Below are 19,028 nucleotides of genomic sequence, written 5' to 3'. Positions count from 1 at the left end.
GAGATCCTATGCCCACACTTGCCGGTCCTCCGCCCTTGCCTGTGCTCGGCAACCTCCTCGACTTCGGCCGTGATCCCCTGGGTTTCCTCGACCGCGTCACTCAGCAGTACGGCTGCGGCGTGAAAATCCGTATCGAGTCGGCACGTGACACCTATATCGTCACCGATCCGGCCCAGGTCGAGGAGGTACTGGTGAACACGGGTCGCACCTTCCAAAAGGGGTACCAGCGCCACCCCCTCATGCGCCTGGTCCTGGGGAATGGGCTGGTGACAAGTGAAGGGGAGTTCTGGTTGCGTCAGCGCCGGCTGGCCCAGCCGGCTTTTCACCGTGCCCGCATCGCGTCGTACGGCGAGACCATGGTGCGCTTCGCCGACCGTCAGTTGCAGGGCTGGCAGGACGGACAGGATCTGAACCTGAGTGAGGCGATGATGCACCTCACCATGGAGATCATCACGCAGACGGTGTTTGATGTCGATCTGCATGGTGATCCGCGCGCGCAGAACGTCAGCCGAGCGGTGAACACGGTGCTCGACGAATACTCCCATCAGATGACGAGTGCCGTACGGGCCCTCATGGAGCGCTTGCCCATTCACCTGCCTGTGCCGGGTGAGGGGCGCCTGCGCAAGGCTGTGCAGGAACTCGACACACTCATCCTCGCGCTGGTGGCCGAGCGGCGCGCTGAAGGTCGCGATCACGGTGATCTGCTCTCGATGTTCCTGGACGCCCGCGACGAGGATGGCTCCGGGATGACCGACGCGCAACTGCGCGACGAACTGGTCACGCTGTTCCTGGCGGGCCATGAAACCACAGCCAATGCGCTCACCTGGAGCTTCTTTCTCCTGAGTCAGCACCCTGAGGTGGAAGCGAAGTTGCACGCGGAAGTGCGCGGCGTGCTGGGCAACCGACTCCCCACGGTCCAGGACCTGCCGCGCCTCCCCTACACGGGCCAGATCGTCAAAGAAGTGCTGCGGCTTTACCCACCAGTCTGGTGGCTGTCCCGCGAGCCGCAGGCTGACTGGCGCTGCGATGACGTCCTGGTCCCGGCGGGAGCAGAAGTCGGGATCAGCCCGTGGGTCATGCACCGAGATGCGGGGTTCTACCCGGAGCCGCTGGCCTTCCAGCCTGAGCGCTGGACGCCTGAATTCGAGGCGCAGCTCCCCCGGTATGCGTACTTCCCGTTTGGTGGCGGGCCGCGCCTGTGCATTGGGAACAACTTCGCCCTGATGGAAGCGGCGCTGGTGATGGCTACTATCGCCCAGCGCTTTCACGTGGAGGTGTCTGAACCGCAGCAGGTGATGGCGGACCCCTCCCTGACCCTGCGCCCCAAGGGGGGCCTGCGCGTGCGCCTGCACGAGAGAAAGGAGAGGTCATGACCTCTCTGAAAACCGTCACCGTCTACACGGTACCGGGGTGTGCGTCCTGTGAAGCGATTAAACGCTTTCTGGCGGCACGTCAGGTGCCCTATACCGAGAAAAACGTCCGTGAAGATTCGGCGGCCCTCGCGGAGATGCAGGCGAGAGCGAACGTCCGTATTGCCCCAGTCACCTTGATCGGTGATCAGGCCTTTTTCGGTACCTTTGACGATCAGCGCCCGTTGCTGGAGACCGCCCTGCGAGACAATGACGCATGACGACCACGCCTGACGTGAAAGCCGACCGCGCCGCCGACTGCGAAATTCACTGCGTTCACCCGGACGCGGTGGCGCGGGTGGAAGCGCAACTGCCGAACGACGCGCTGATTGAGCGGATCACGAGCCTGACGAAGGTCATCTCAGACCCCACGCGCCTGCGCATCCTCTCGGCCCTCGCGCTGGAGGAGTTGTGCGTGTGTGATCTGGCGATCATCGCGGACATCAACGAATCCACCATGAGCCACCAGTTGCGTCACCTGCGCGCTTTGAGGCTGGTGACCTTCAAGAAGGTGGGCCGCATCGCCTACTACCGACTGGCGAGCCCCCACGTCACGCGACTGATCGCGGACGTGACGGAGCACGCTCAGGCCATGTAAGTCCCCGTGACGCCGCCTTCCTCATTCCCCCTCTCTAAGGACCTTTTCTCTTGAACAACACTGTCAATGCTGCTGTCCTGGGTCTCGTCGAGGGCATCACCGAGTTTCTGCCGGTGTCCTCCACCGGCCACCTCATCGTCGCCGCTGATCTCCTGAACGTCCGTGATACAGGCGGCACCTTCGAGATTGTCATTCAGCTGGGGGCTGTGCTCGCCGTGATCGTGTATTACGCCCGGGACCTGCTGGGTCAGGCGAGAGCGTTGCCGCAGCGTCCCGACGTGCGCCGGCTCTGGTTGGGGATTGCCCTGGCTTTTCTCCCTGCGGCCCTGCTGGGCTTTCTGTTCAGTGACGTGATCACGCGGTATCTGTTCTCTCCCATCACAGTGGCCATCTCGCTGATCGTGGGCGGCGCCGTCCTGTGGGTGATAGAGGGCCGGACCTTTCCCGCCCAGACCACCGCCTTGACGCAGGTGAGCCCCCGTCAGGCGCTGCTGGTGGGATGCGCTCAGTGCCTCGCGCTGGTGCCGGGCGTGTCCCGGAGTGCATCGAGCATCATCGGCGGTCTGCTGACTGGACTTGACCGGCCCACGGCGACCGCCTTTTCCTTCTATCTCTCGATTCCGACACTCGGCCTGGCGACTCTGTACGCCCTGATGAAAGGACGGGACGCGTTCGGCGGCACACAAGTGGCTCCGCTGCTGGTGGGACTGGGGGTGTCGTTTGTGACAGCGCTGCTGGCCATCGGCTGGCTGCTGCGCTATGTCTCGCGCCATGACTTCCGGGGCTTTGCGGTGTACCGCATTTTGGCGGGGACCGCCATTCTGGGGTGGGCGCTGTGGCGGTAAGGTTAGTTGGTCGCCGGTCGTACTGGCCCGCGTATCTGATCGGGGCAGTGGTGTGCATCCTGCTGGATCAGGCACTGAAGCTCTGGACCGTGCAGACCTTTGCAGAGGGTGAGTTCCGGAATTTCATTCCAGGGGTGCTGAGCCTGGGCCTGGTGTACAACACGGGCGCTGCGTGGAGCCTATTCTCTGGCGCGGCCCTGCCACTGGCCGCCTTGCGCCTCGTGGTGGGGGCCGGGCTGCTCGTGTATCTCGTGCGCCGTCCCGTGCCTCCACTCATGGGCGTGGCTCTGACGCTCGTGGCCAGCGGCGCCCTGAGCAACGCCCTAGACGGCTGGCGTCTGGGAAAAGTGGTGGACACCCTGTCGTCCCACACCTTCTCGTTCGTCACGCGCCTGATGGGACAGGGCAACTTCCCGATCTTCAACCTCGCGGACGTGTGGGTGGTGTCGGGGGTATTGCTGATCGTGTTGCTGAGCTTCCGGACCAAGCGCAGCCCATCAGCCTCGGCTTCAGAACGAGGTGACCACGCATGAGTGAAGACCGAGACGATGAAGGCCACAACCTCGACGCGAGTCAGGCCGCAGACCGCCGGATCCTGTGGCTGGTGCTGTTGATCAATCTTGGACAGTCCTTGGCGGGCGTGACGGTGGGCGTCTGGGCGTCATCCACCGCCGTGATTGGGGCGGCCCTCGATAATCTGGCCGACGCGTCGGTGTACGGCGTCAGCTTGTACGCCGTGGGCCGGACTCCGGCCATCAAGGTGCGTGCAGCCCGGTTGTCCGGATGGTTGCTGATTGGTCTATCGGTTCTTCTGCTTGTCGAAGTGCTGCGGCGGTTCTTTGGGGGTGAGGCCGCGATTGGCCCCGCGATGATGGCGATGGCAGCGGTGAACGCGGCGCTCAATCTGGTCTGTCTGCACCTGCTGAAGCGGCACCAGGGCGAGGATGTTAATTTCAAGGCGTCAGCGATCTTTACCAACAATGACTCCATCGTGAATCTGGCGATTGTGTTGTCCGGCGCACTGGTGCTGTGGCTGGACTCGAATCTGCCGGACTTGATTCTGGGCGTCATCGTGGCGGGCATTGCAGCCAACGGTGGCCGCGAAATCCTGGCGGAAGCGGCGGAGGCAGGTGAACGGTCAAATGCCAATTCGGCGTGAAACCAGGGTCTGGCGTGGCGGGCCGCCGACTCACATGCGCCACGACACCCAGTCCCGCGACCAACGGGCCATCCTTGGGCTCATGACAGCCCTCTTGATTCTGGCTGGTGTCACCGTCTGGGATCAGCGGGAAGACCGGCAGCATCTGCACCATGAAAGGTCGTCCGCCCACCGGTCTCTCCCCGTCATTCCTTAATTCGCAGTGGGCCCAAGAAGCGGCAACTCGTGATTCGATCACGAGTTGCCGCTCCTTTCCGCTCTTGAGGGGTCACGCTGTCTTTGGAGGGAGTGGACCCATCTCCCGTGTTCCGCTGCTCTGGCTCACCAGGGCTTCCCTTGGGAAGGGCCTGTATTTGGCCAGCTTGCCTGTGGGGTCAACGATCTTCGCGGCAGGCGTTCGCAGGTTTTGATCATGAAGGTGACGTTGCAGGAGAAAAAGCAGAACTCACGTGTGTTGTACTTCGCAAGCAGCGTTGATCAATCGTGTCACGTTGCCCAAGCAGCAAGAACCTTGTGGATTATTGACCTCACAGCCACACCGATTCGCCTGAATATGTTCACGGATCACGTTGGGAATCTGCCCTGCATCTTCCTTGACACTGCTCGCCAAGGCGCGGCGCGAATACGCAAAACAATAGCAAACAGGCACCTCAGAATCCGAGTCTTTTTGGAAAACCGGCACTTTGATGTCATCTATGCGAAAGCTGTGCAACACGCTGTAATAGACCACCGGGCATTCTGGATCTGAGCAAAAGTGGTACGTCTCCACTGGCGTGAGTCGGGTCAGGGCCTGCGGCGTCAGCAGTGCTTTAAGGGTAATCAGTTTGACGACCTTCCCCGACTTTCCATTGAGAGGACATGGGGGGAGCAGAGCATTCATGCCTCACAGTATCCCCGAGCGAATTCAATTCGGGTTGGCCAGACTTGGCTCTTCACTGGGTCATCGGAAGCGACCTGATTCTGCCTTGAGTCCGGCCGGACTCAAGGTGTACAGGCGCCCACCCTGGCGGCGCACACTGGGCAGGACCCGTGTACACCACAGCATCGACGGGCAGTCTGCTGCCTTTATCGAAGTTGAACACGTGGCCAGTACTGTTCATTTCAAGAAGCGCGTGGCGACTCATCAAGGTGAGTGTCTTCCCGGGTAGGCACACCTTAGGCGTGTCTCCCCGTCAGTCAACGGCACTGACGCCAACTCAGAAACGAAAGGTGAGGAACACAACATGGATATGGACATGATGAGCATGATGCCGGCGTGGTGGACTCCTGCAGCCTGGATGTACCTGGTTACCAGCTTGATCTCTGCGGGACTTCTTGCCTACGGGATCTATGGCCGGCGCCACCCCCAGCAAGTGCGTGCACTCAAGCCAGTGTGGCCTGTCAGCGCACTCTTCCTGGGGCCGCTCGCGCTGGTGTTGTACGCCCGCTGGGGCCGCGTGCGCGCTCAGGGTGGCAGTTCCCAACGAAACAGAGTGACCTGGCTCCTGTTGGCCCTCTTGCCCGGAGCCGCTGCCTCAACAGTCGCGCACCTGATCGGCGTGCCGGTTGTCTTCGGTGCCGGCTGGACGATTGCCGGCGAAACACTCTGGGCAGTGGCACTGTTCATTCTGGTGCTCGCAACACTGATGCTCTTCATGTTTGAGGTGGCTGCAGCCTCGGGCGAGCGTGCACATGGGCTCGTGAAGTTGTTCCTGGGGGCTTTCTTCACGGTGCTGGCCTTTGATGTTGGCATGGTGGGATGGATGCTGTACCTGCATGGCAACAGCCTGATGCAGCCCATCACGGACGTCGTGTTCACCGCGCAGATGCAGATCGGCATGCTGCTGGGCATGGTCACTGCTCTCCCTCTAGCCCTCTGGCTGACTCCTCAACCGGTCGCGGCCGGGAGTGAGCCTCAGCCCACAGCCGACCGGCCCGCCCCTCTCCCATGAGCACGCCGCTGAACTCATCACCATGACAGGCGATGGCGAACAGAAAGTTGCACCCAGGTGACGGCACACCTCCCTGTTCGCCGTGCCAGCCCCATAAGGTGACTGATGCGGAACAGAGAGCCAGCCTGCGTTGCTCTACCCCCAGTAATCGTGATGGCCGTTCCTGCCGCCTGTGTCTGGCTGTTCGGCCGCTGCCCTTCCGCTTCATTCGTATTCAGGAGTTCAAGTGATTGATGTCGTTGTGCCTTTCATCACAGGACTCACTGCTGGTGGCCTGAGTTGTCTGGCCGTGCAGGGTGGCCTGCTCACCACGTCCATGGCGCAGCGTGTAGAGCAGGACCAGCGGGAGTCAACCCGCCGCGGGGTAACGGCCGAACCTATCGTGTTGTTCCTGCTGGCCAAACTGGTTGCTTACACGCTGCTCGGCGCCTTGCTGGGCGCCCTGGCTTCGTTTCTGGCGCTGACGCCCACGATGCAGGGCGCCCTGCAACTTGCGGTGGGCGTGTTCATGATCGGCAACGCCCTGCGGCTGCTGGACGTCCACCCTGTTTTCCGGGTCTTCGCGGTGGAGCCTCCCAAAGCAGTGACGCGCTTCATTCGTCAGCGCTCGAAGCGGCGAGGAGACGCAGTCACGCCGGCGTTTCTCGGGGCGCTCACAGTACTGATTCCGTGTGGCGTGACGCAGACGATGATGGCACTGGCCATCACCACTGGAGACGCGTGGAGCGGCGCGGCCGTCATGTTTGCCTTTACGCTTGGGGCTTCGCCTCTGTTTTTCACCCTGGCCTACCTCGCCACGCGGCTTGGGCAGGGGTTGGAGCGCCTGTTCTTGCAAGTGGTGGCGGGCGTGTCGCTGGTCCTCGGTGCGTACGCCCTGAAGGGCGCGCTCGCGCTCCTTGGCACTCTGGGTTCGCTTCAGGCTGGCGCGGTGACTTCAACTCCGACTCACCTTCTGCCGGCCACAGATACCCTTGAACTTCAGGCGGCAGACCGGGGGTATGTTCCGACGGTGCTGTACGCCAAAGCAGGCGTGCCAGTGACCCTGACCCTCGTGACCCAGAGTCCTTCCGGATGCGCGCGGGCATTCACTATTCCCCGACTGGGCGTGCGAGAGGTTTTGCCAGAAACAGGGCGCGTTGTGGTGCACTTGCCTCCTCAGCACCCTGGCACCTTATCCTTCGCCTGCTCGATGGGCATGTACAGAGGCCAGATTCAGTTCCAGTAGAGCAAGGAGCATCCATGGACCGCATTGAATTCGCTGTTCCTGACATGAGCTGTACCGCCTGCGTGATGACCCTCGAAGCCCTTGAAGATGACCTGCCTGGTGTCCGGCGGGCGACCGCGGATTACCGGCGTCAGCGCCTGACGGTTGAATACGACAGGACGCAGGTCACCGCCGGTGAGATTGCATTGGCAGTCCAAGCGTTGGGCTACCAACCGCTGCCCTGGCCCCCCAAGTTTTGAGAGGTGGTGCAAGCGCGGACACTACGCCGGGCGGGTCGGGGCCGCTTCCAGTTCGTTCTGACGGGCCATCGGGAGATCGATGCTCACCGCCGTGCCTTTCCCCTCAGCACTGGCCAGGTGTATGGCGCCGCCCATGGCTTCGATCAGGTGCTGGGACACTGTCAAGCCCACACCGGCGCCCACACGTTCGTCGGCGTCACGGGCACGTGACTGGTCAGAGCGGTAAAAGCGTTCGAACACGTGTGGCAGGTCTTCCGACGCGATTCCGTCACCGGTATCCCGCACCTCGGCCCGTCCCCACTTTCCGTGATGGCCGACCCATACTGTGGCGCCCCCGCTCTGCGTGTGACGCAGTGCGTTAGCGAGGAGATTCACCAGCACCTGGGTGAATCGGTCAGGGTCAGCAATCACCTGGACGTCATGATTCACAACCAGCTTGAGCGTGAGGCCTTTGTTGGCGAATGGCCGCTCAAACTGAGCGCAGGCAATCCGGGCCTGGGAGGCGAGCGATAGAGGGATCGGCACCACGGGAATCACGCCGGCCTCAGCCTGGGTAACGAGCGAGAGGTCCTGCGTGAGCCGCTCCAAGCGCCGGATCTCGCGGATGATGTCTGGTCCGGCCTCCTCAATGCGGAATACCCCGTCCAGCAGGCCTTCGGTGAGACCCCGCATCCCGGTGAGCGGCGTGCGCAGCTCATGCGCGACGGTACCGATCAGTTCCCGCCGGCGCACCTCTGTGGCTTCGAGCGCTTCCGCCATGCGGTTAAAGCTGTGGGTCAGTTCCCCCAATTCATCCCGGCCCATTTCTGGCAGGCGCTCGGTGTAATGCCCGGCGGCGATCCGGGTGCTGGCATGACTGACCCGCTGGACGGAGCGCAGGATCTGCCGGCTCACGAAGGCACTGACGATCAGCGCGACCACGAGCGTGACGGTGCCCGCGACGATCAAGGCGCTGCCGAATGCCCCGGTAAAGCCCTGGGAGAGTTGACGGCGCATCTCAGGGATATCGGTGATGCCAAACATCTGCACCATTTCGTCAATGTGTCCTTTGTAAAACAGCGGCGCGGTCCACTCAGCAATGACGATCATGGTGGTGGCGGCCAAAGCGATCACGGCGAGATAGGACGCCAGCAGTTTGGCGCGGAGTCCCCAACGGGCACCCGGCCCGGCTTTATTCTGCGTGACCAAAACGGTACCCCACCCCCCGAACCGCCTGGATGAACCGGGGCGATTGCCCAGATTCCCCCAGGTGCCGGCGCAGGCTGACCATGTGCACGTCCACCACGCGGTCCACGCCAGGGAAATCCTCGCCCCACACGCGAGTGATCAGCTCGTTGCGCGTAAAGACCCGCCCAGGCGATTTGGCGAGTTCATGCAGCAGATCAAATTCCAGCGCACTCATGTCCAGGGTTTGCCCGGCCAGGCTAACGGTGCGGGTCACTGGATCAACCCGCAAGTCCTGATACACCACTGGGAGTGGTGCCGCCTCTCCGGAGGTTCGTCGAAGGATGGCCTTGACCCTGGCCACCAGCTCACGGGGGCTGAACGGCTTGACCACATAATCGTCCGCGCCGAGTTCCAGACCGAGGACCCGGTCAAACTCTTCGCCCCTGGCCGTGAGCAAGATGATGGGCACGTTGGAGGACGCGCGGATTTGCTTGCAGACTTCCAGGCCATTCATGAGGGGCAGCATCACGTCCAGCACCACCAGGGCCAGTCCACCAGCTTCCGCTTGCCGTAGGCCGTCAAGTCCGTCTGCAGCGGTCTGCACCTGGAAGCCTTCTCGTTCCAGGTACGCGGTAGCCACTTTGCGCACGCTTGGTTCGTCGTCGACCACCAGCACCGTGTTCATGCGTGTGGGCAGTATGTCAGAGAACTGCGGCGGGTCACGGATGTCCACAAATGATGCGGGCAGCATCAGCACGGAAAGCGAGAAAGGTGATCAGGAAGGTTGCGGTCAAAGGGTCTTCCTTGGTCGGGTCCACTGCATCATGTTGGGGAAGCTGCTCGGCAACAGTTCACTCCCCCTCAAGCATTGACGCGTTGGGCCTTGACCTGCTCTGCGGGTACGTGCTGGTCCAGAGCATTCCGTAGGGCAAGCGACCGGGCAACCGATGAGGGACACCATTCTGCGCATTGCGCAGAGGATCCGGCTCCCACCACCAGCACCGACGGGTATGATCTGCAAATGATTGTCCTTTCTCAACAATGTAGAGAGCCGGGGCATGATTGAACTCCTTTCACCCTTGATGCAAGGCTTTGGGGTCAGCGCCGCGCACCTGATGGGCGTAAGCGCGCTGAATGTGTTTGTGCTGCAGCAAGCCTTGCAGCGGCACCATCCGCTGATTGCAGGGTCGGTAGGTGTCTTGAGCGACGTGCTCTTCATCGTCCTTGGAACCCTTGGTCTCGGCGCTCTGCTTCCGGTTTTCCCCCCGCTGACGCTGCTGGCGACCTGGGGTGGGGCCGCCTTCCTTTTCTGGCATGGTTGGAAGGCGCTGTGTCAAGCCCGGCACCCGAAGGTGCTCGATGCCTCGACCTCCCCTCAAGGCGCCCGTCCTGTACGGCAGGTGGTCGTGACCGCCCTGGGCCTGACCCTGTTCAACCCCCATCCGTACCTGGATAGCGCGGTGTTGTTCGGGGCTGTCGCCGCGCCGTTTTCGCCCGAAAACCGAACGTTCTTCGCCCTGGGTGCCATCGCGGCGTCCACCATGTGGTACGCGCTCCTCGGTCTAGGCGGTAGCCGACTCGCGCCGCTCTTCCGCTCGCCTCGCGCTTGGCAGGTACTAGACGTCCTGACCGGCACGCTGATGTTGACCTTTGCGGCTTCCCTGGTGGTTGGTGCGCTGGGCGGTCATTGGTCGGGTCAGGACAAACATCCGTAAGCAGGCTTCATCTCGTGGGTCACCGTCCATTCGCTGCGGGGCACAGGGGCGAGGGTGATGGCCAGATCCCTTACGCACGCCCTCGTCCGCCACCAACCCCGTGTTCAGGCGTGCCGGCACTCTGCCCGAGAGCTTGCATGGATCAGGTCTGGCATCGACCTCAGAGGCGACCTTGCAACCATGTGGGCATCACTTGAAGAGCAAAACTGGCCAGGCGGGTAAATTGCCCGGTCACCATCAGAACGCCCATCATCACCAGCACCACGCCGCCGAGGCGTTCCATGGCGACGCTGTGACGATTCAGGGCGCGCAGATTCACCCGCTGCCACAACAGGGCGATCAGCATAAAAGGCACCGCCAGGCCGAGACTGTAGGCGCCCAGAAGCGCGACGCCAGTGGGTAGGCTGGTGCTACTCGCCGCGAGTGCCAGCACACTCCCAAGAACGGGCCCAATGCACGGGCTCCATCCAAAGCCGAACGCCACGCCCAGGGCCAGGGGACCAGACGCCCGGCCTGGCCCCAGCCCACGGCGGTAATCACGCATCAGGAACTGGGGACGGATCAGACCGAGCATAAAGAGCCCGAAGATGACCATCATCACGCCGCCCAGTCGGCCCAGCAGAATTTTGTGCGGCGCGAGCCAGGCGCCCAGGTAACTGGCGGACGCGCCCAGCGCGAGAAATACCAGGGTAAAGCCAGTGATGAATCCCAGCGCGCGCCACAGCGGTGAACGCGAGCCACCCAGGATCCCCACATAGGAGGGGAGCAGGGGCAGCACACAGGGCGAAAGGCATGACAGGAGTCCGGCAAGAAAGGCGAGCGTAAAAGTCGGGATCATAAGGTTGTCCTTGGCCTGGTTCCCTGCTCTGGGCGCAGGGGATGGGCTGGGGCACCGGTCCGCCCAGCCTCGGGGGATCAGGCGTTCAGGATCGCGCCGCGGTGGGGGCCCGTCCGGCGAGACCCAGAGGACTTCAGGACGATCAGGCAATAGGGTCAGAGCACGCAGCGAAGCCTACGCCGCAGAATGTGGTCACCTGTCCCTCCCGGCGGAGCTACGCTCCTGCCACGTCCCCGGCCCACTCTCTTCAGGCGCGTTGAGCGGCGTGGCGGACTCCAGGCGCTGATCCCCAGTCACTGCCGTTGATGAGTTTCCCTTCGGTGACCCATGAGCTGGCAGGCGCGCCTGGCCCGTGGTTGGCAGCACAGAGACGGCACGCCCGGACAGGTTAAACACAGTTTCTCGTTCCTCTAGCGGCGTTCTGGAGTCATCAAGCACCACATCGGTGCCCGCCGTCTGGACTGAATGGCATGGGCTTCTCCCTGATCTGGCGGGCGTTTACCCCACGTGCGCCTTGAGTCACAGCCTGGGCACTCCGATTTTCTCCAGACCGTTGTTCAGACGTTCACGGGACAGACCGCCACGGTCAATGAACTGAATAACGCCCTGCCGGTCGATAAAGACCGTTTCTGGAATTCCAGCCACACCGTAATCAATGGCGGTTCTAGCCTGAGGGTCCCGGAGGTTGGGATACGCCAGCGCGAATTCCCGGATGAAGTCACGGGCGTTTTGCTCCACAGGTTCCTGAAAGAGAATGCCGATGACCGCAAGCCTCGAGGCACCTGTTTGACGATCGGTCAATTCCCGGAAGAGGGGAGCTTCCTCGCGGCACGGCACGCACCAAGACGCCCAGAAGTTCAGCACGACTGGACGGCCCTTTAACGATGTGAGGCTCAGAGGGGTGTTGTCAAGGCTGATCAGCGTGAACGGGGGGGCCGGTTGTCCAATCAGGGGTCCGCCGGTGGTGGCATTTCGGGAGGGGCTGAGCAGCGCGGCGGCCAGCCCGAGCGCGAGGGCAGCTGCGAGGACCGGAGGCAGCAGGCGCTTCCAGAGAGGGGCGGGGACCAGGGTGGAGTCAGGGGTCATGAACAACCTCCAGGAGGAGAAAGGCGGCGTGAACCTGTGTGAACCCGAACGGGCTGTCATGGCTGGAGCACACTGTGAATCACGGCGCGCAGGAGGGGCTCGACCGCATCACTCACCGGCGGCCCATGATCATTGCGGCCAAGGCGTGTCGTGGTGCCCCTTCACTCGGTTCAAACGGTGCCGCTGTAGGCCCCACTGCAGGAGGCGCCTCGTTCCGGCGCCTCTTTGCTCTGCTCGTACATCTCGAGAAATCGCTTCAGGCGCTGGTCAGCCGCATCCTGCACGGCGAGTTGCTTGTTCCACGCCGTGATGATGACTGGAGCGGTCTGGGCGTCGTGTGGGGAAAGCAGCGTGGACGTGCGGCCGTCCACCAGTTGCTTGAGCGTCTCCAACTGCGCGGCGGGGAGATTCCGCTGGTACGAGACCCACACGGCGCCATGCTCCAGACTGTGCACCGCATACTCGTCATAGATGGGCTGGTCATAGACGCCGCAGTTTTGCCAGGTGGGATGGTGTGCGCCGCCCGCTGGGGGACGGGCTGCGTACGCGATCCGGCCTTCTTGGTGATCGCCGCCCTCGTGTTGGAACGACTGCACGCCGTCAATGTCACCGCCTCTGTTGGCGCACGACGCGAGCAGGACACTCGTGGTCAAAAGCAACATTCGTTTCATGGTTCCCCTTCTAAAACAGCACGCACAGACCCTGACCAACGGCTGGTCGCCCTTGGAGCAGGCTGGATTGGCTCTGGGTGCGCCGCTGGACCGTTCGCAGGCCTGGGATCCCTCTCTCCCTCAGGACCGCATTACCTGTAAGTCTGTACAGGTATACTTAACATATCCCATGAGCCTATGTCTGCGCCTCTCCCCGTTTGGGTCCTTTCGTGAAGGGATGCGGGGCGCCGATTTTCTGAGGCGCCATGAGGTTTATGTTCTCTCCGCGGTTCACCGATTCCCCTGTCCCGCCTGCTGAAGTCAGCAGGCGGCCTGTATTGAGGTTCCCCATGCCTGTGATCCCTGTTCTGAGCTGTCCGGTGGTTACCGCTCCCAGGTTGCTTCTGACTGCGGTTTTATCCTGTTTCCTCGGCGTCCCTCACGCCTCGGCGCAAAGCTCTGTTCGTCTTCTGCCTGCTCAGGCTCTGCCGGGCACGCCTGTTTCAACGTCCATGACCCCAGGGTTTGGTCACCCCAGATCAAGCAGCGAGGGCGGCCGCACACGCGTGGTGTTTGACCTGCCGCCGGGCACGACCTACGCGCTGACGCCTACCGCCGGCGGCCTGCGTATCAATGTGGCTGGCGCGCCGTTGCTAAAGCCCACACGAACAGCACTGGGCTCCAGCGTGACGGATTACCGCGTGTCCGGCGCCCAGGTCTGGCTGGTCACGCCGTTTGCATTGACCACAGCGGCAAACTGGCAGGCCAGTGAAGCAACCTTGGCCACCGGGACCCGCGTCCTCATCCTGGATTTCGGTGTTGGCGTGGTCGGAGGCGCTGTTCCCGGTCTGCGCGGGCTGGTGACAAGTCTGCTAGGCACGCCTCCGGTGGGCGCTGCCGGGCCGGCAGCGCCCCGGCCCGTTCCTTCAGTCCCCAGAACACGTGCTGGCGTGACCCCCAGTGACGTGCTGTCTGCAGCCTCCGGCGTGACGCCGCCTGCGCCGCCGCCGCCCCTGCCCGGTCAGGCGCTTGGGCACCCCAGTTCACTAACCGGCCAAGCTCAGGGCCGAGTTCAACCGGGTGCCCTTCTGCTGGCGCCGCGGATCGGGAAGAATCCCGGCCTGACGCGCGTGGTGCTTGATCTGCCTCCAGGGACTCGGTACCGCATGGTGCCGACCAGTCTTGGACTGAGAGTGGAATTCATGGGTGTGGGCGCACTCCCACTCGACGCGCAGGACCTTACTCCTGAACTGCGGGCCTGGCGCTATGAGCCAGCTGCGGACGGCGTGACCGTCACGTTGCTCACGGGCCTTCCCCTGACGGACCGCAGTGGCTGGCGTGCCCAACTTGTCGCGCCCGTGCCCGGGTCAGACCGTTCGCGGCTGGCCATTGATCTCTCGCCGGCTCTGGCAGACCTGACGCCGTTGCCACGGAGTGAGCGGGTGGTGGCCGGGGTGCCGCCGCGCCTGGTTACCCAGGGCACGGCCATGCTGGTGTTGGGGACCGCACTGGTTAAACCCCGGGTGGTGCTTGATCCCGGTCACGGTGGCGCTGATCCAGGCGGCGTCGGGGCCGTCACCGAGAAGCAGGTGGCACTGGACGTGGCCTTGCGGGTCCGTGATCTCTTGCAGCCGGCCGGTGTGGATGTGATTCTGACGCGAGAGGCCGACCAGGCCTTGTTGCCGAACAAAGCCGCTGACTTGAACATGCGGGCCGCCATGGGAACGACCGGGACACAGCTGTTCCTGAGTATTCATGTCAATGCTCTGTCTCCAGCCACGGCCCTGCGTGGGTACGGAGTAGAAACATGGTGGAATCCCAATCATGCGTTGTCGAGCGCCTTCGCTGGCCTGATTCAGAAGAACGTGACCGCGATAACAGGGGCCTACTCACGGGGGTTGAAGAACAGCACCTCCCTGGCCGTCCTGCGGGCCTCCCGTATTCCAGCCGCCCTGGTTGAGATTGGCTTCACCAGTCATCCGGTCGACGGCCTGAATCTTCAGAACACGAACTACCTCGATCGGGTGGCGCTAGGGATTGCGCTGGGTATCCGGGAGGCGCTCGTCACAGGGGTCAGTGCCCAGGGCACTGGAGAAACCAGTGGACGGTGATGGCCGCCGGTGTGTGTTCTTCTCTGTACAGATGGGTGGCACGCCGCCATGACTGTGGTGTCCCCTGTTTCCTTCTTCCCCATGTGGCGTGCGCCTTGGGGGCTGACAATTGTGGTCGCTCTGTCCCTTTTGCTGGCGGGATGTGCCGCCGGGCCGTCCTCTCCACAACCCATTGGGGACTATCTGCGCGGCACGTATGAGCAGCGCTACAGCGAGGACCAGGCCATGATCACGCTGGCCAGTGGTGAGCTGGTCAATGCTGTCTCGTACGCGGACGGCCCTACTTACCAGCGTGGTCAGCCAGTCATTGTCTGGAAATCTGGGAAGAATTACGTCCTGTACGATCCGGTCCGGTTTCCGTATCTCGCGGGATTACTCACGGCCGTCATGGTGATCGCCGTCACGGTGGCTCGTGGCAAAGGACTGCGGGCCATCCTGGGCAGCGCCATGACGCTGGGTGCGTTGTGGGTGTTCATTCTCCCAACGCTGCTCTCGGGTGACCGCAGTCCACTCCTCACGATTCCGGCACTGACCCTGGTGTTGGCCGTCTGCGTGTACCTCGTTCATGGTTGGAATTGGAAAAGTCACGCCGCCCTGGCCGCCCTGACAATGGCCACGACAGCCGGGTATTTCATCACTCTTTGGGTCGCGCACCTGACGCAGTTGAGTGGCGGCGCAGATAAGGCGGCGGTAGTGGCTCAAAATTCGTACGGCCTGGATGCCGTGAGCCTGTACGTGGTGGGTGTGGTGCTGTCCGCTTTAGGGGCCATGAATGACGTCACGGTCACGCAGGCATCGGTGGTGGAGACGGTGGCAGACAGCCAGCCTGCGTTGCCGTTCCGGCGGCTGTACGCCCTGGGCATGCAGGTGGGCGGCGATCATGTGGGCAGCATGGTGACCGTTCTGGTCCTCGGCTACGCGGCCAGTGCCCTTCCACTGCTGCTGCTGCTCCGTGCCAACCAGACCACGCCCTTGTGGGTGACGCTCAGTGGGGAGGCCATGTTCTCGGAACTGGCTGGCCTTTTGATTGCGCTCATCACCATGTTGCTGGCTGTGCCTTTGAGTACCGCTTTGGCGGCTTGGTGGCTCAGGCGGCGTGAACCAAGACTGGTGGACAGCGGCCAGATCACCTGAAGAGAATGATCATGGGGACTTCCACTAAAGTTTCACGGGAGGGCCTAGTGGTGTGCTTGATCGTCATCTCTGGCTTGGTTCAGCCCTGATGGTTCTCTTTTTCCTGGCTCATGTTCAGATGCGCGCAGGAATGGCAAGCTGACGGCGGACGTGACCCTGCACCAGACGTTGGGCATCCTGCCCAACACCGCCCAGCAGTGCTGATCCGCGCGTCCGTTGCCAGGGGAGACCCAGAAAGAACACTCCTGGCCCTGCTGGTGCCGGGCGCGGCCCTGGCCCATGCGGACCTGACCCGCGTCACCCCGGCCCCCGGCAGTACCGTCACGGCCCCAGCGGCCATCACCCTACAGTTCAGTGAGCCCCTGACCACCCGGTTTTCGACCTTCCGCGTAATGAAGGTGCCAGGCGGGATGTCCCCGCAGAAGGCCGCAGACAAAGCCCTGGCTCTGGAGACGAACGCACCGGCCCTGGCCACGAGGGCCGTCACCCTTCCTGCCACTGCAGCCATCATCAAGTTGCCTCTGAAAGCGGCCCTGCCCAAGGGCCTCTACGTGGTGGCCTGGAAGATCCTGTCGGATGACAGCCATCCAGTGACCGGTTTTCGCACGTTCACGGTCCGGTAGGGCCAGCCAGTGACTCTTCTGCTCCTGGCCAAATGGCTGATCTACCTGGGGGCCGCGCTGCCGGTGGGCGGCGTGGCCGCGCGGTCATGGCGGCCCGACGGCCAGCCCGGTATGCGTCCGCTGGCCCTAGGCGCGGGCCTGTTGCTGGTGGGCAGCGCCGCGCAGGTGCTGCTGACCTTGCACGCCCTGGGGTACCTGACCCTGCCGGACGGGCCGTGCTGACCCTGCTGCTGGGCACCGCCCTGCTGCTGGCCGGTGCCCTGGCCCGCTGGCCGACCTGGCTCTGTCTAATGGCGGCTGGAACGTTGCTCTGGGGCCTGGGTGGGCTGGGCCATGGGGCCACCCATGCTCCTAGTGTCCGGCTCCTGCACGCCGCCCACGCCGGCGCGATGGCGGTGTGGCTGGGCGGCGTGCTGACCCTGGTGAGCGGCCCAGACGAGCGCCTGCCCGCACTGGCCCGCTTTGGGCCGGTGGCGACCGTCTGTGTCCTGGTACTGGGTGTGACGGGGGTGGTCGCCTCCTGGGAACACGCCGGCGGGATGCCGACCATAGGCAGCCGGTACGGGCGGGTCCTTCTGCTCAAACTGGCGTTCGTTGGCGCGGCGCTGGTGGTGGCGGGTCTGCTTCGGCGGAGCCTGGCGCGTCAGGGTCGTGTGGACGCCTGGCTGGGGTTGGAACTGGCCCTGCTGAGCCTGATTCTGGCGGTGACGGCCAGCCTGTCGGTTACGCCGACGCCTGCCCACGGATAGGCGCCAGCGATTGCGGCCTTGACCCAGATAAAAAGCGGCAGGTCCAGGGGGGATTCCCTCTGGACCTGCTGTCAACGGGTTAGACCTTGGCCCTACAGGCCATCACAGCCCTGGATCAGAACGCGAACATGACCTTGAGCGCTCGCCGTACCGGTTCATATTCTGTTTCCGTGAAGCGGCCCAATCGTCCAGTGATCCGGGCCTGATCCACGTAGCGCAGCTGATCAATCAGGGCGATACTGTCGCGTGTGAGGCCCCCAGAGCCACTCGCATACATTGGATAGAGCGCCTCACTCAGGTCCCTGAATTTCTCCACCTGGGACGTGAACGGGACGACCATCAGGCCGGGAAAACGTGGCGGTGCCAGAAAATCCGGGACCGCCACGATGGGGCTACGACAAGATCCGAAAACTCTACTACACTAAGGACAATAGGGCGGCCCAGCCGCCCTTTGGGGCTAAAGGCGTCCCCCTAGGGCCTTGAGATAGCTCTCGCCCATGCCCCGCGCGCTGGTCTGGGCGTAAATCTGAGTGGTGGCAATGCGCTTGTGGCGCAGGAACTTCTGCACCTGATCCAACGGCATCCCCGCATCCAGCAGGATCGTCGCCACGCTCGCGCGCAGGCGGTGCGGCGTCACCGTCTTCTCGATGCCCGCCCGGCGCGCGGTGTCCTTCACGATGAGCTGGATGGCCCGTGCCGAGTACTGATCGTGCCGGTTGCTTTCGAACAGGTAGCCCGTGCGTCGTCCCGCGAGATGGGTCCGCAACTCCTGAGCCAGGACGGGCAGGATCGGCACGTACCCGTCGCTCCCACCCTTGGCGTGAACGATGTGGACCTGGGGCGGGTCGAGGGCCAGGTGCAGGTCCGTCACGCGCAGGTTCACGAACTCGGACACCCGGGCGCCCGTGTAAAACAGCGTCTTGACCATCAACCCGTACCCGCTGGCCCGGCGGTAGGCCGCCTCGATCAGCCGCTCGATTTCCTCATGGTCGAGTCGGTCCACCGTGCGCCGTCGTTCTTTGGGGGCGGTGAGCCCAAGGGCTCGCCGCACGTCCTCAACGACGTGCTTGGTCTGGTCGTAGGTCAGGTGGTGCCTACGCCAGAGCTTGACGGTCTCCCGCACGACCTCGCGCAAGGAGTTCGCTTCAACGATTTGACCGCGAAGTTCGGCCCCTTCTCCCAGTCGTTCTGGCTGTGACATGCTCCAGCGTACCCCTGAACTTTTCGGGGTATGGTCAAAGCACGAAGTTCTGGAACGCTGAGAGTGGCCCTCACCGGGCGAGCTTGAGCAGCCGCACCAGGTCAGCGGGTTTTTCCCCACGCGCTTGGCACTGCTCCACGTAGGTTTCGAGGATGACATCCCCAGTCGACTCGAAGGCACTCTTTACGCTGGCGTACAGGGTCATCACCTCCACGCAACCCTTTTCCTCCTCCACCATCTTCTGGAGTCCTCGAATCTGCCCCTCCAGGCGGCGCAGACGGTTGAGAATCTTGGTCTTTTCGGCTTCACGGTCACTCACAGGCACGGTTGCAGTCATGCCTCAAGTAT

At 63.1% G+C, this 19,028-nt stretch carries 24 protein-coding genes; 15 read left to right on the top strand and 9 right to left on the bottom strand.

The features are described 5' to 3' along the window. Window positions 1–8: 8 nt before the first annotated feature. Genes C8263_RS16240 through C8263_RS16215 form a run of 6 tightly spaced genes read left to right on the top strand, consistent with a single transcriptional unit; the run spans window position 9 to window position 4,011 of the window. A complete protein-coding gene (locus tag C8263_RS16240) occupies window positions 9–1,373 on the top strand; it encodes a cytochrome P450 (protein WP_107139186.1) in 1,365 nt (454 codons plus the stop codon). Beyond that, complete coding sequence (locus C8263_RS16235) at window positions 1,370–1,630, top strand: glutaredoxin family protein (protein ID WP_199188431.1); 261 nt, start codon at window positions 1,370–1,372, stop codon at window positions 1,628–1,630. The genes C8263_RS16240 and C8263_RS16235 overlap by 4 nt, the downstream gene beginning before the upstream one ends. After that, the gene (locus C8263_RS16230) at window positions 1,627–2,007 is read left to right on the top strand and encodes an ArsR/SmtB family transcription factor (protein ID WP_107139185.1); all 381 of its coding nucleotides are present in this window, start codon (window positions 1,627–1,629) and stop codon (window positions 2,005–2,007) included. The genes C8263_RS16235 and C8263_RS16230 overlap by 4 nt, the downstream gene beginning before the upstream one ends. A gap of 50 nt (window positions 2,008–2,057) precedes the next feature. Then, window positions 2,058–2,852, top strand: a complete 795-nt coding sequence (locus C8263_RS16225) for an undecaprenyl-diphosphate phosphatase (protein ID WP_107139184.1) — start codon at window positions 2,058–2,060, stop codon at window positions 2,850–2,852. Next, on the top strand, window positions 2,843–3,385 hold the full coding sequence (gene lspA, locus C8263_RS16220; RefSeq protein WP_107139183.1) for a signal peptidase II: 543 nt from the start codon (window positions 2,843–2,845) through the stop codon (window positions 3,383–3,385). Before C8263_RS16225 ends, lspA begins: the two co-directional genes overlap by 10 nt. Beyond that, entirely contained in the window at window positions 3,382–4,011 is a 630-nt protein-coding gene (locus C8263_RS16215; protein ID WP_107139182.1) for a cation efflux transmembrane domain-containing protein, read from the top strand. Before lspA ends, C8263_RS16215 begins: the two co-directional genes overlap by 4 nt. 445 nt (window positions 4,012–4,456) lie before the next feature. On the opposite strand, the gene C8263_RS16210 is transcribed toward C8263_RS16215, so the two are convergent. Then, the gene (locus C8263_RS16210) at window positions 4,457–4,891 is read right to left on the bottom strand and encodes a putative iron-sulfur cluster-binding metallochaperone (RefSeq protein WP_107139181.1); all 435 of its coding nucleotides are present in this window, start codon (window positions 4,889–4,891) and stop codon (window positions 4,457–4,459) included. Between the two features lie 343 nt (window positions 4,892–5,234). Between C8263_RS16210 and C8263_RS16205 the strand changes: the two genes are divergently transcribed. The 3 genes from C8263_RS16205 to C8263_RS16195 all read left to right on the top strand — a co-directional run bounded on the left by C8263_RS16205 (window position 5,235) and on the right by C8263_RS16195 (window position 7,406). Continuing rightward, window positions 5,235–5,942 (top strand): DUF4396 domain-containing protein, encoded by a 708-nt coding sequence (locus C8263_RS16205; protein WP_107139180.1) that lies wholly within the window; start codon window positions 5,235–5,237, stop codon window positions 5,940–5,942. 226 nt (window positions 5,943–6,168) lie between these two features. Continuing rightward, window positions 6,169–7,167 carry a sulfite exporter TauE/SafE family protein gene (locus C8263_RS16200; protein ID WP_146160734.1) on the top strand — a complete coding sequence of 333 codons (999 nt, stop codon included), beginning with the start codon at window positions 6,169–6,171 and terminating at the stop codon, window positions 7,165–7,167. Window positions 7,168–7,181: 14 nt separating this feature from the next. After that, window positions 7,182–7,406 (top strand): heavy-metal-associated domain-containing protein, encoded by a 225-nt coding sequence (locus tag C8263_RS16195; protein ID WP_107139178.1) that lies wholly within the window; start codon window positions 7,182–7,184, stop codon window positions 7,404–7,406. Between the two features lie 21 nt (window positions 7,407–7,427). Here C8263_RS16195 and C8263_RS16190 read toward each other — a convergent pair whose 3' ends face one another. Both C8263_RS16190 and C8263_RS16185 read right to left on the bottom strand, forming a co-directional pair. After that, on the bottom strand, window positions 7,428–8,594 hold the full coding sequence (locus tag C8263_RS16190; protein WP_233218864.1) for a sensor histidine kinase: 1,167 nt from the start codon (window positions 8,592–8,594) through the stop codon (window positions 7,428–7,430). Beyond that, window positions 8,578–9,258: a response regulator transcription factor gene (locus tag C8263_RS16185; RefSeq protein WP_107139200.1), complete on the bottom strand. Its 681-nt coding sequence runs from the start codon at window positions 9,256–9,258 to the stop codon at window positions 8,578–8,580. The genes C8263_RS16190 and C8263_RS16185 overlap by 17 nt, the downstream gene beginning before the upstream one ends. Window positions 9,259–9,631: 373 nt before the next feature. On the opposite strand from C8263_RS16185, the gene C8263_RS16180 reads away from it, so the two are divergent. Continuing rightward, complete coding sequence (locus C8263_RS16180; protein ID WP_146160733.1) at window positions 9,632–10,288, top strand: LysE/ArgO family amino acid transporter; 657 nt, start codon at window positions 9,632–9,634, stop codon at window positions 10,286–10,288. A 160-nt stretch (window positions 10,289–10,448) separates the two neighbouring features. Here the strand turns inward: C8263_RS16180 and C8263_RS16175 are convergent, their stop codons facing one another. The 3 genes from C8263_RS16175 to C8263_RS16165 all read right to left on the bottom strand — a co-directional run bounded on the left by C8263_RS16175 (window position 10,449) and on the right by C8263_RS16165 (window position 12,883). Beyond that, window positions 10,449–11,126 (bottom strand): cytochrome c biogenesis CcdA family protein, encoded by a 678-nt coding sequence (locus C8263_RS16175; RefSeq protein WP_107139176.1) that lies wholly within the window; start codon window positions 11,124–11,126, stop codon window positions 10,449–10,451. A 519-nt stretch (window positions 11,127–11,645) separates the two neighbouring features. Next, window positions 11,646–12,212 (bottom strand): TlpA family protein disulfide reductase, encoded by a 567-nt coding sequence (locus C8263_RS16170; protein WP_107139175.1) that lies wholly within the window; start codon window positions 12,210–12,212, stop codon window positions 11,646–11,648. 170 nt (window positions 12,213–12,382) lie between these two features. After that, entirely contained in the window at window positions 12,383–12,883 is a 501-nt protein-coding gene (locus C8263_RS16165; RefSeq protein WP_107139174.1) for a thioredoxin-like domain-containing protein, read from the bottom strand. A 545-nt stretch (window positions 12,884–13,428) separates the two neighbouring features. Here C8263_RS16165 and C8263_RS16160 point away from each other — a divergent pair. The 5 genes from C8263_RS16160 (at window position 13,429) to C8263_RS16145 (ending at window position 17,479) form a co-directional block, all read left to right on the top strand. Next, window positions 13,429–14,973, top strand: a complete 1,545-nt coding sequence (locus tag C8263_RS16160; protein ID WP_332888956.1) for an N-acetylmuramoyl-L-alanine amidase family protein — start codon at window positions 13,429–13,431, stop codon at window positions 14,971–14,973. 48 nt (window positions 14,974–15,021) lie between these two features. Then, the gene (locus C8263_RS16155) at window positions 15,022–16,107 is read left to right on the top strand and encodes a YibE/F family protein (RefSeq protein ID WP_233218863.1); all 1,086 of its coding nucleotides are present in this window, start codon (window positions 15,022–15,024) and stop codon (window positions 16,105–16,107) included. 257 nt (window positions 16,108–16,364) lie between these two features. Then, window positions 16,365–16,730: a copper resistance protein CopC gene (locus C8263_RS16150; protein WP_233218862.1), complete on the top strand. Its 366-nt coding sequence runs from the start codon at window positions 16,365–16,367 to the stop codon at window positions 16,728–16,730. Window positions 16,731–16,739: 9 nt separating this feature from the next. Beyond that, entirely contained in the window at window positions 16,740–16,952 is a 213-nt protein-coding gene (locus C8263_RS19370; RefSeq protein WP_158263834.1) for a hypothetical protein, read from the top strand. Further along, window positions 16,946–17,479: a CopD family protein gene (locus tag C8263_RS16145; protein ID WP_158263833.1), complete on the top strand. Its 534-nt coding sequence runs from the start codon at window positions 16,946–16,948 to the stop codon at window positions 17,477–17,479. The genes C8263_RS19370 and C8263_RS16145 overlap by 7 nt, the downstream gene beginning before the upstream one ends. Window positions 17,480–17,594: 115 nt before the next feature. Here the strand turns inward: C8263_RS16145 and C8263_RS16140 are convergent, their stop codons facing one another. The 3 genes from C8263_RS16140 to C8263_RS16130 all read right to left on the bottom strand — a co-directional run bounded on the left by C8263_RS16140 (window position 17,595) and on the right by C8263_RS16130 (window position 19,017). Then, on the bottom strand, window positions 17,595–17,864 hold the full coding sequence (locus tag C8263_RS16140) for a type II toxin-antitoxin system PemK/MazF family toxin (protein WP_146160732.1): 270 nt from the start codon (window positions 17,862–17,864) through the stop codon (window positions 17,595–17,597). A 72-nt stretch (window positions 17,865–17,936) separates the two neighbouring features. After that, window positions 17,937–18,680 (bottom strand): tyrosine-type recombinase/integrase, encoded by a 744-nt coding sequence (locus tag C8263_RS16135; protein ID WP_107139169.1) that lies wholly within the window; start codon window positions 18,678–18,680, stop codon window positions 17,937–17,939. 70 nt (window positions 18,681–18,750) lie between these two features. Further along, a complete protein-coding gene (locus C8263_RS16130; RefSeq protein WP_107139168.1) occupies window positions 18,751–19,017 on the bottom strand; it encodes a metal-sensitive transcriptional regulator in 267 nt (88 codons plus the stop codon). Between the last annotated feature and the right edge of the window lie 11 nt (window positions 19,018–19,028).

The sequence above is a fragment of the Deinococcus arcticus genome, assembly GCF_003028415.1.
GTDB classification, from domain to species: Bacteria; Deinococcota; Deinococci; order Deinococcales; family Deinococcaceae; genus Deinococcus; species Deinococcus arcticus.
The sequence above is the reverse complement of the archived record's forward strand: the minus strand, read 5'-3'. Positions and strand labels throughout refer to the sequence as shown.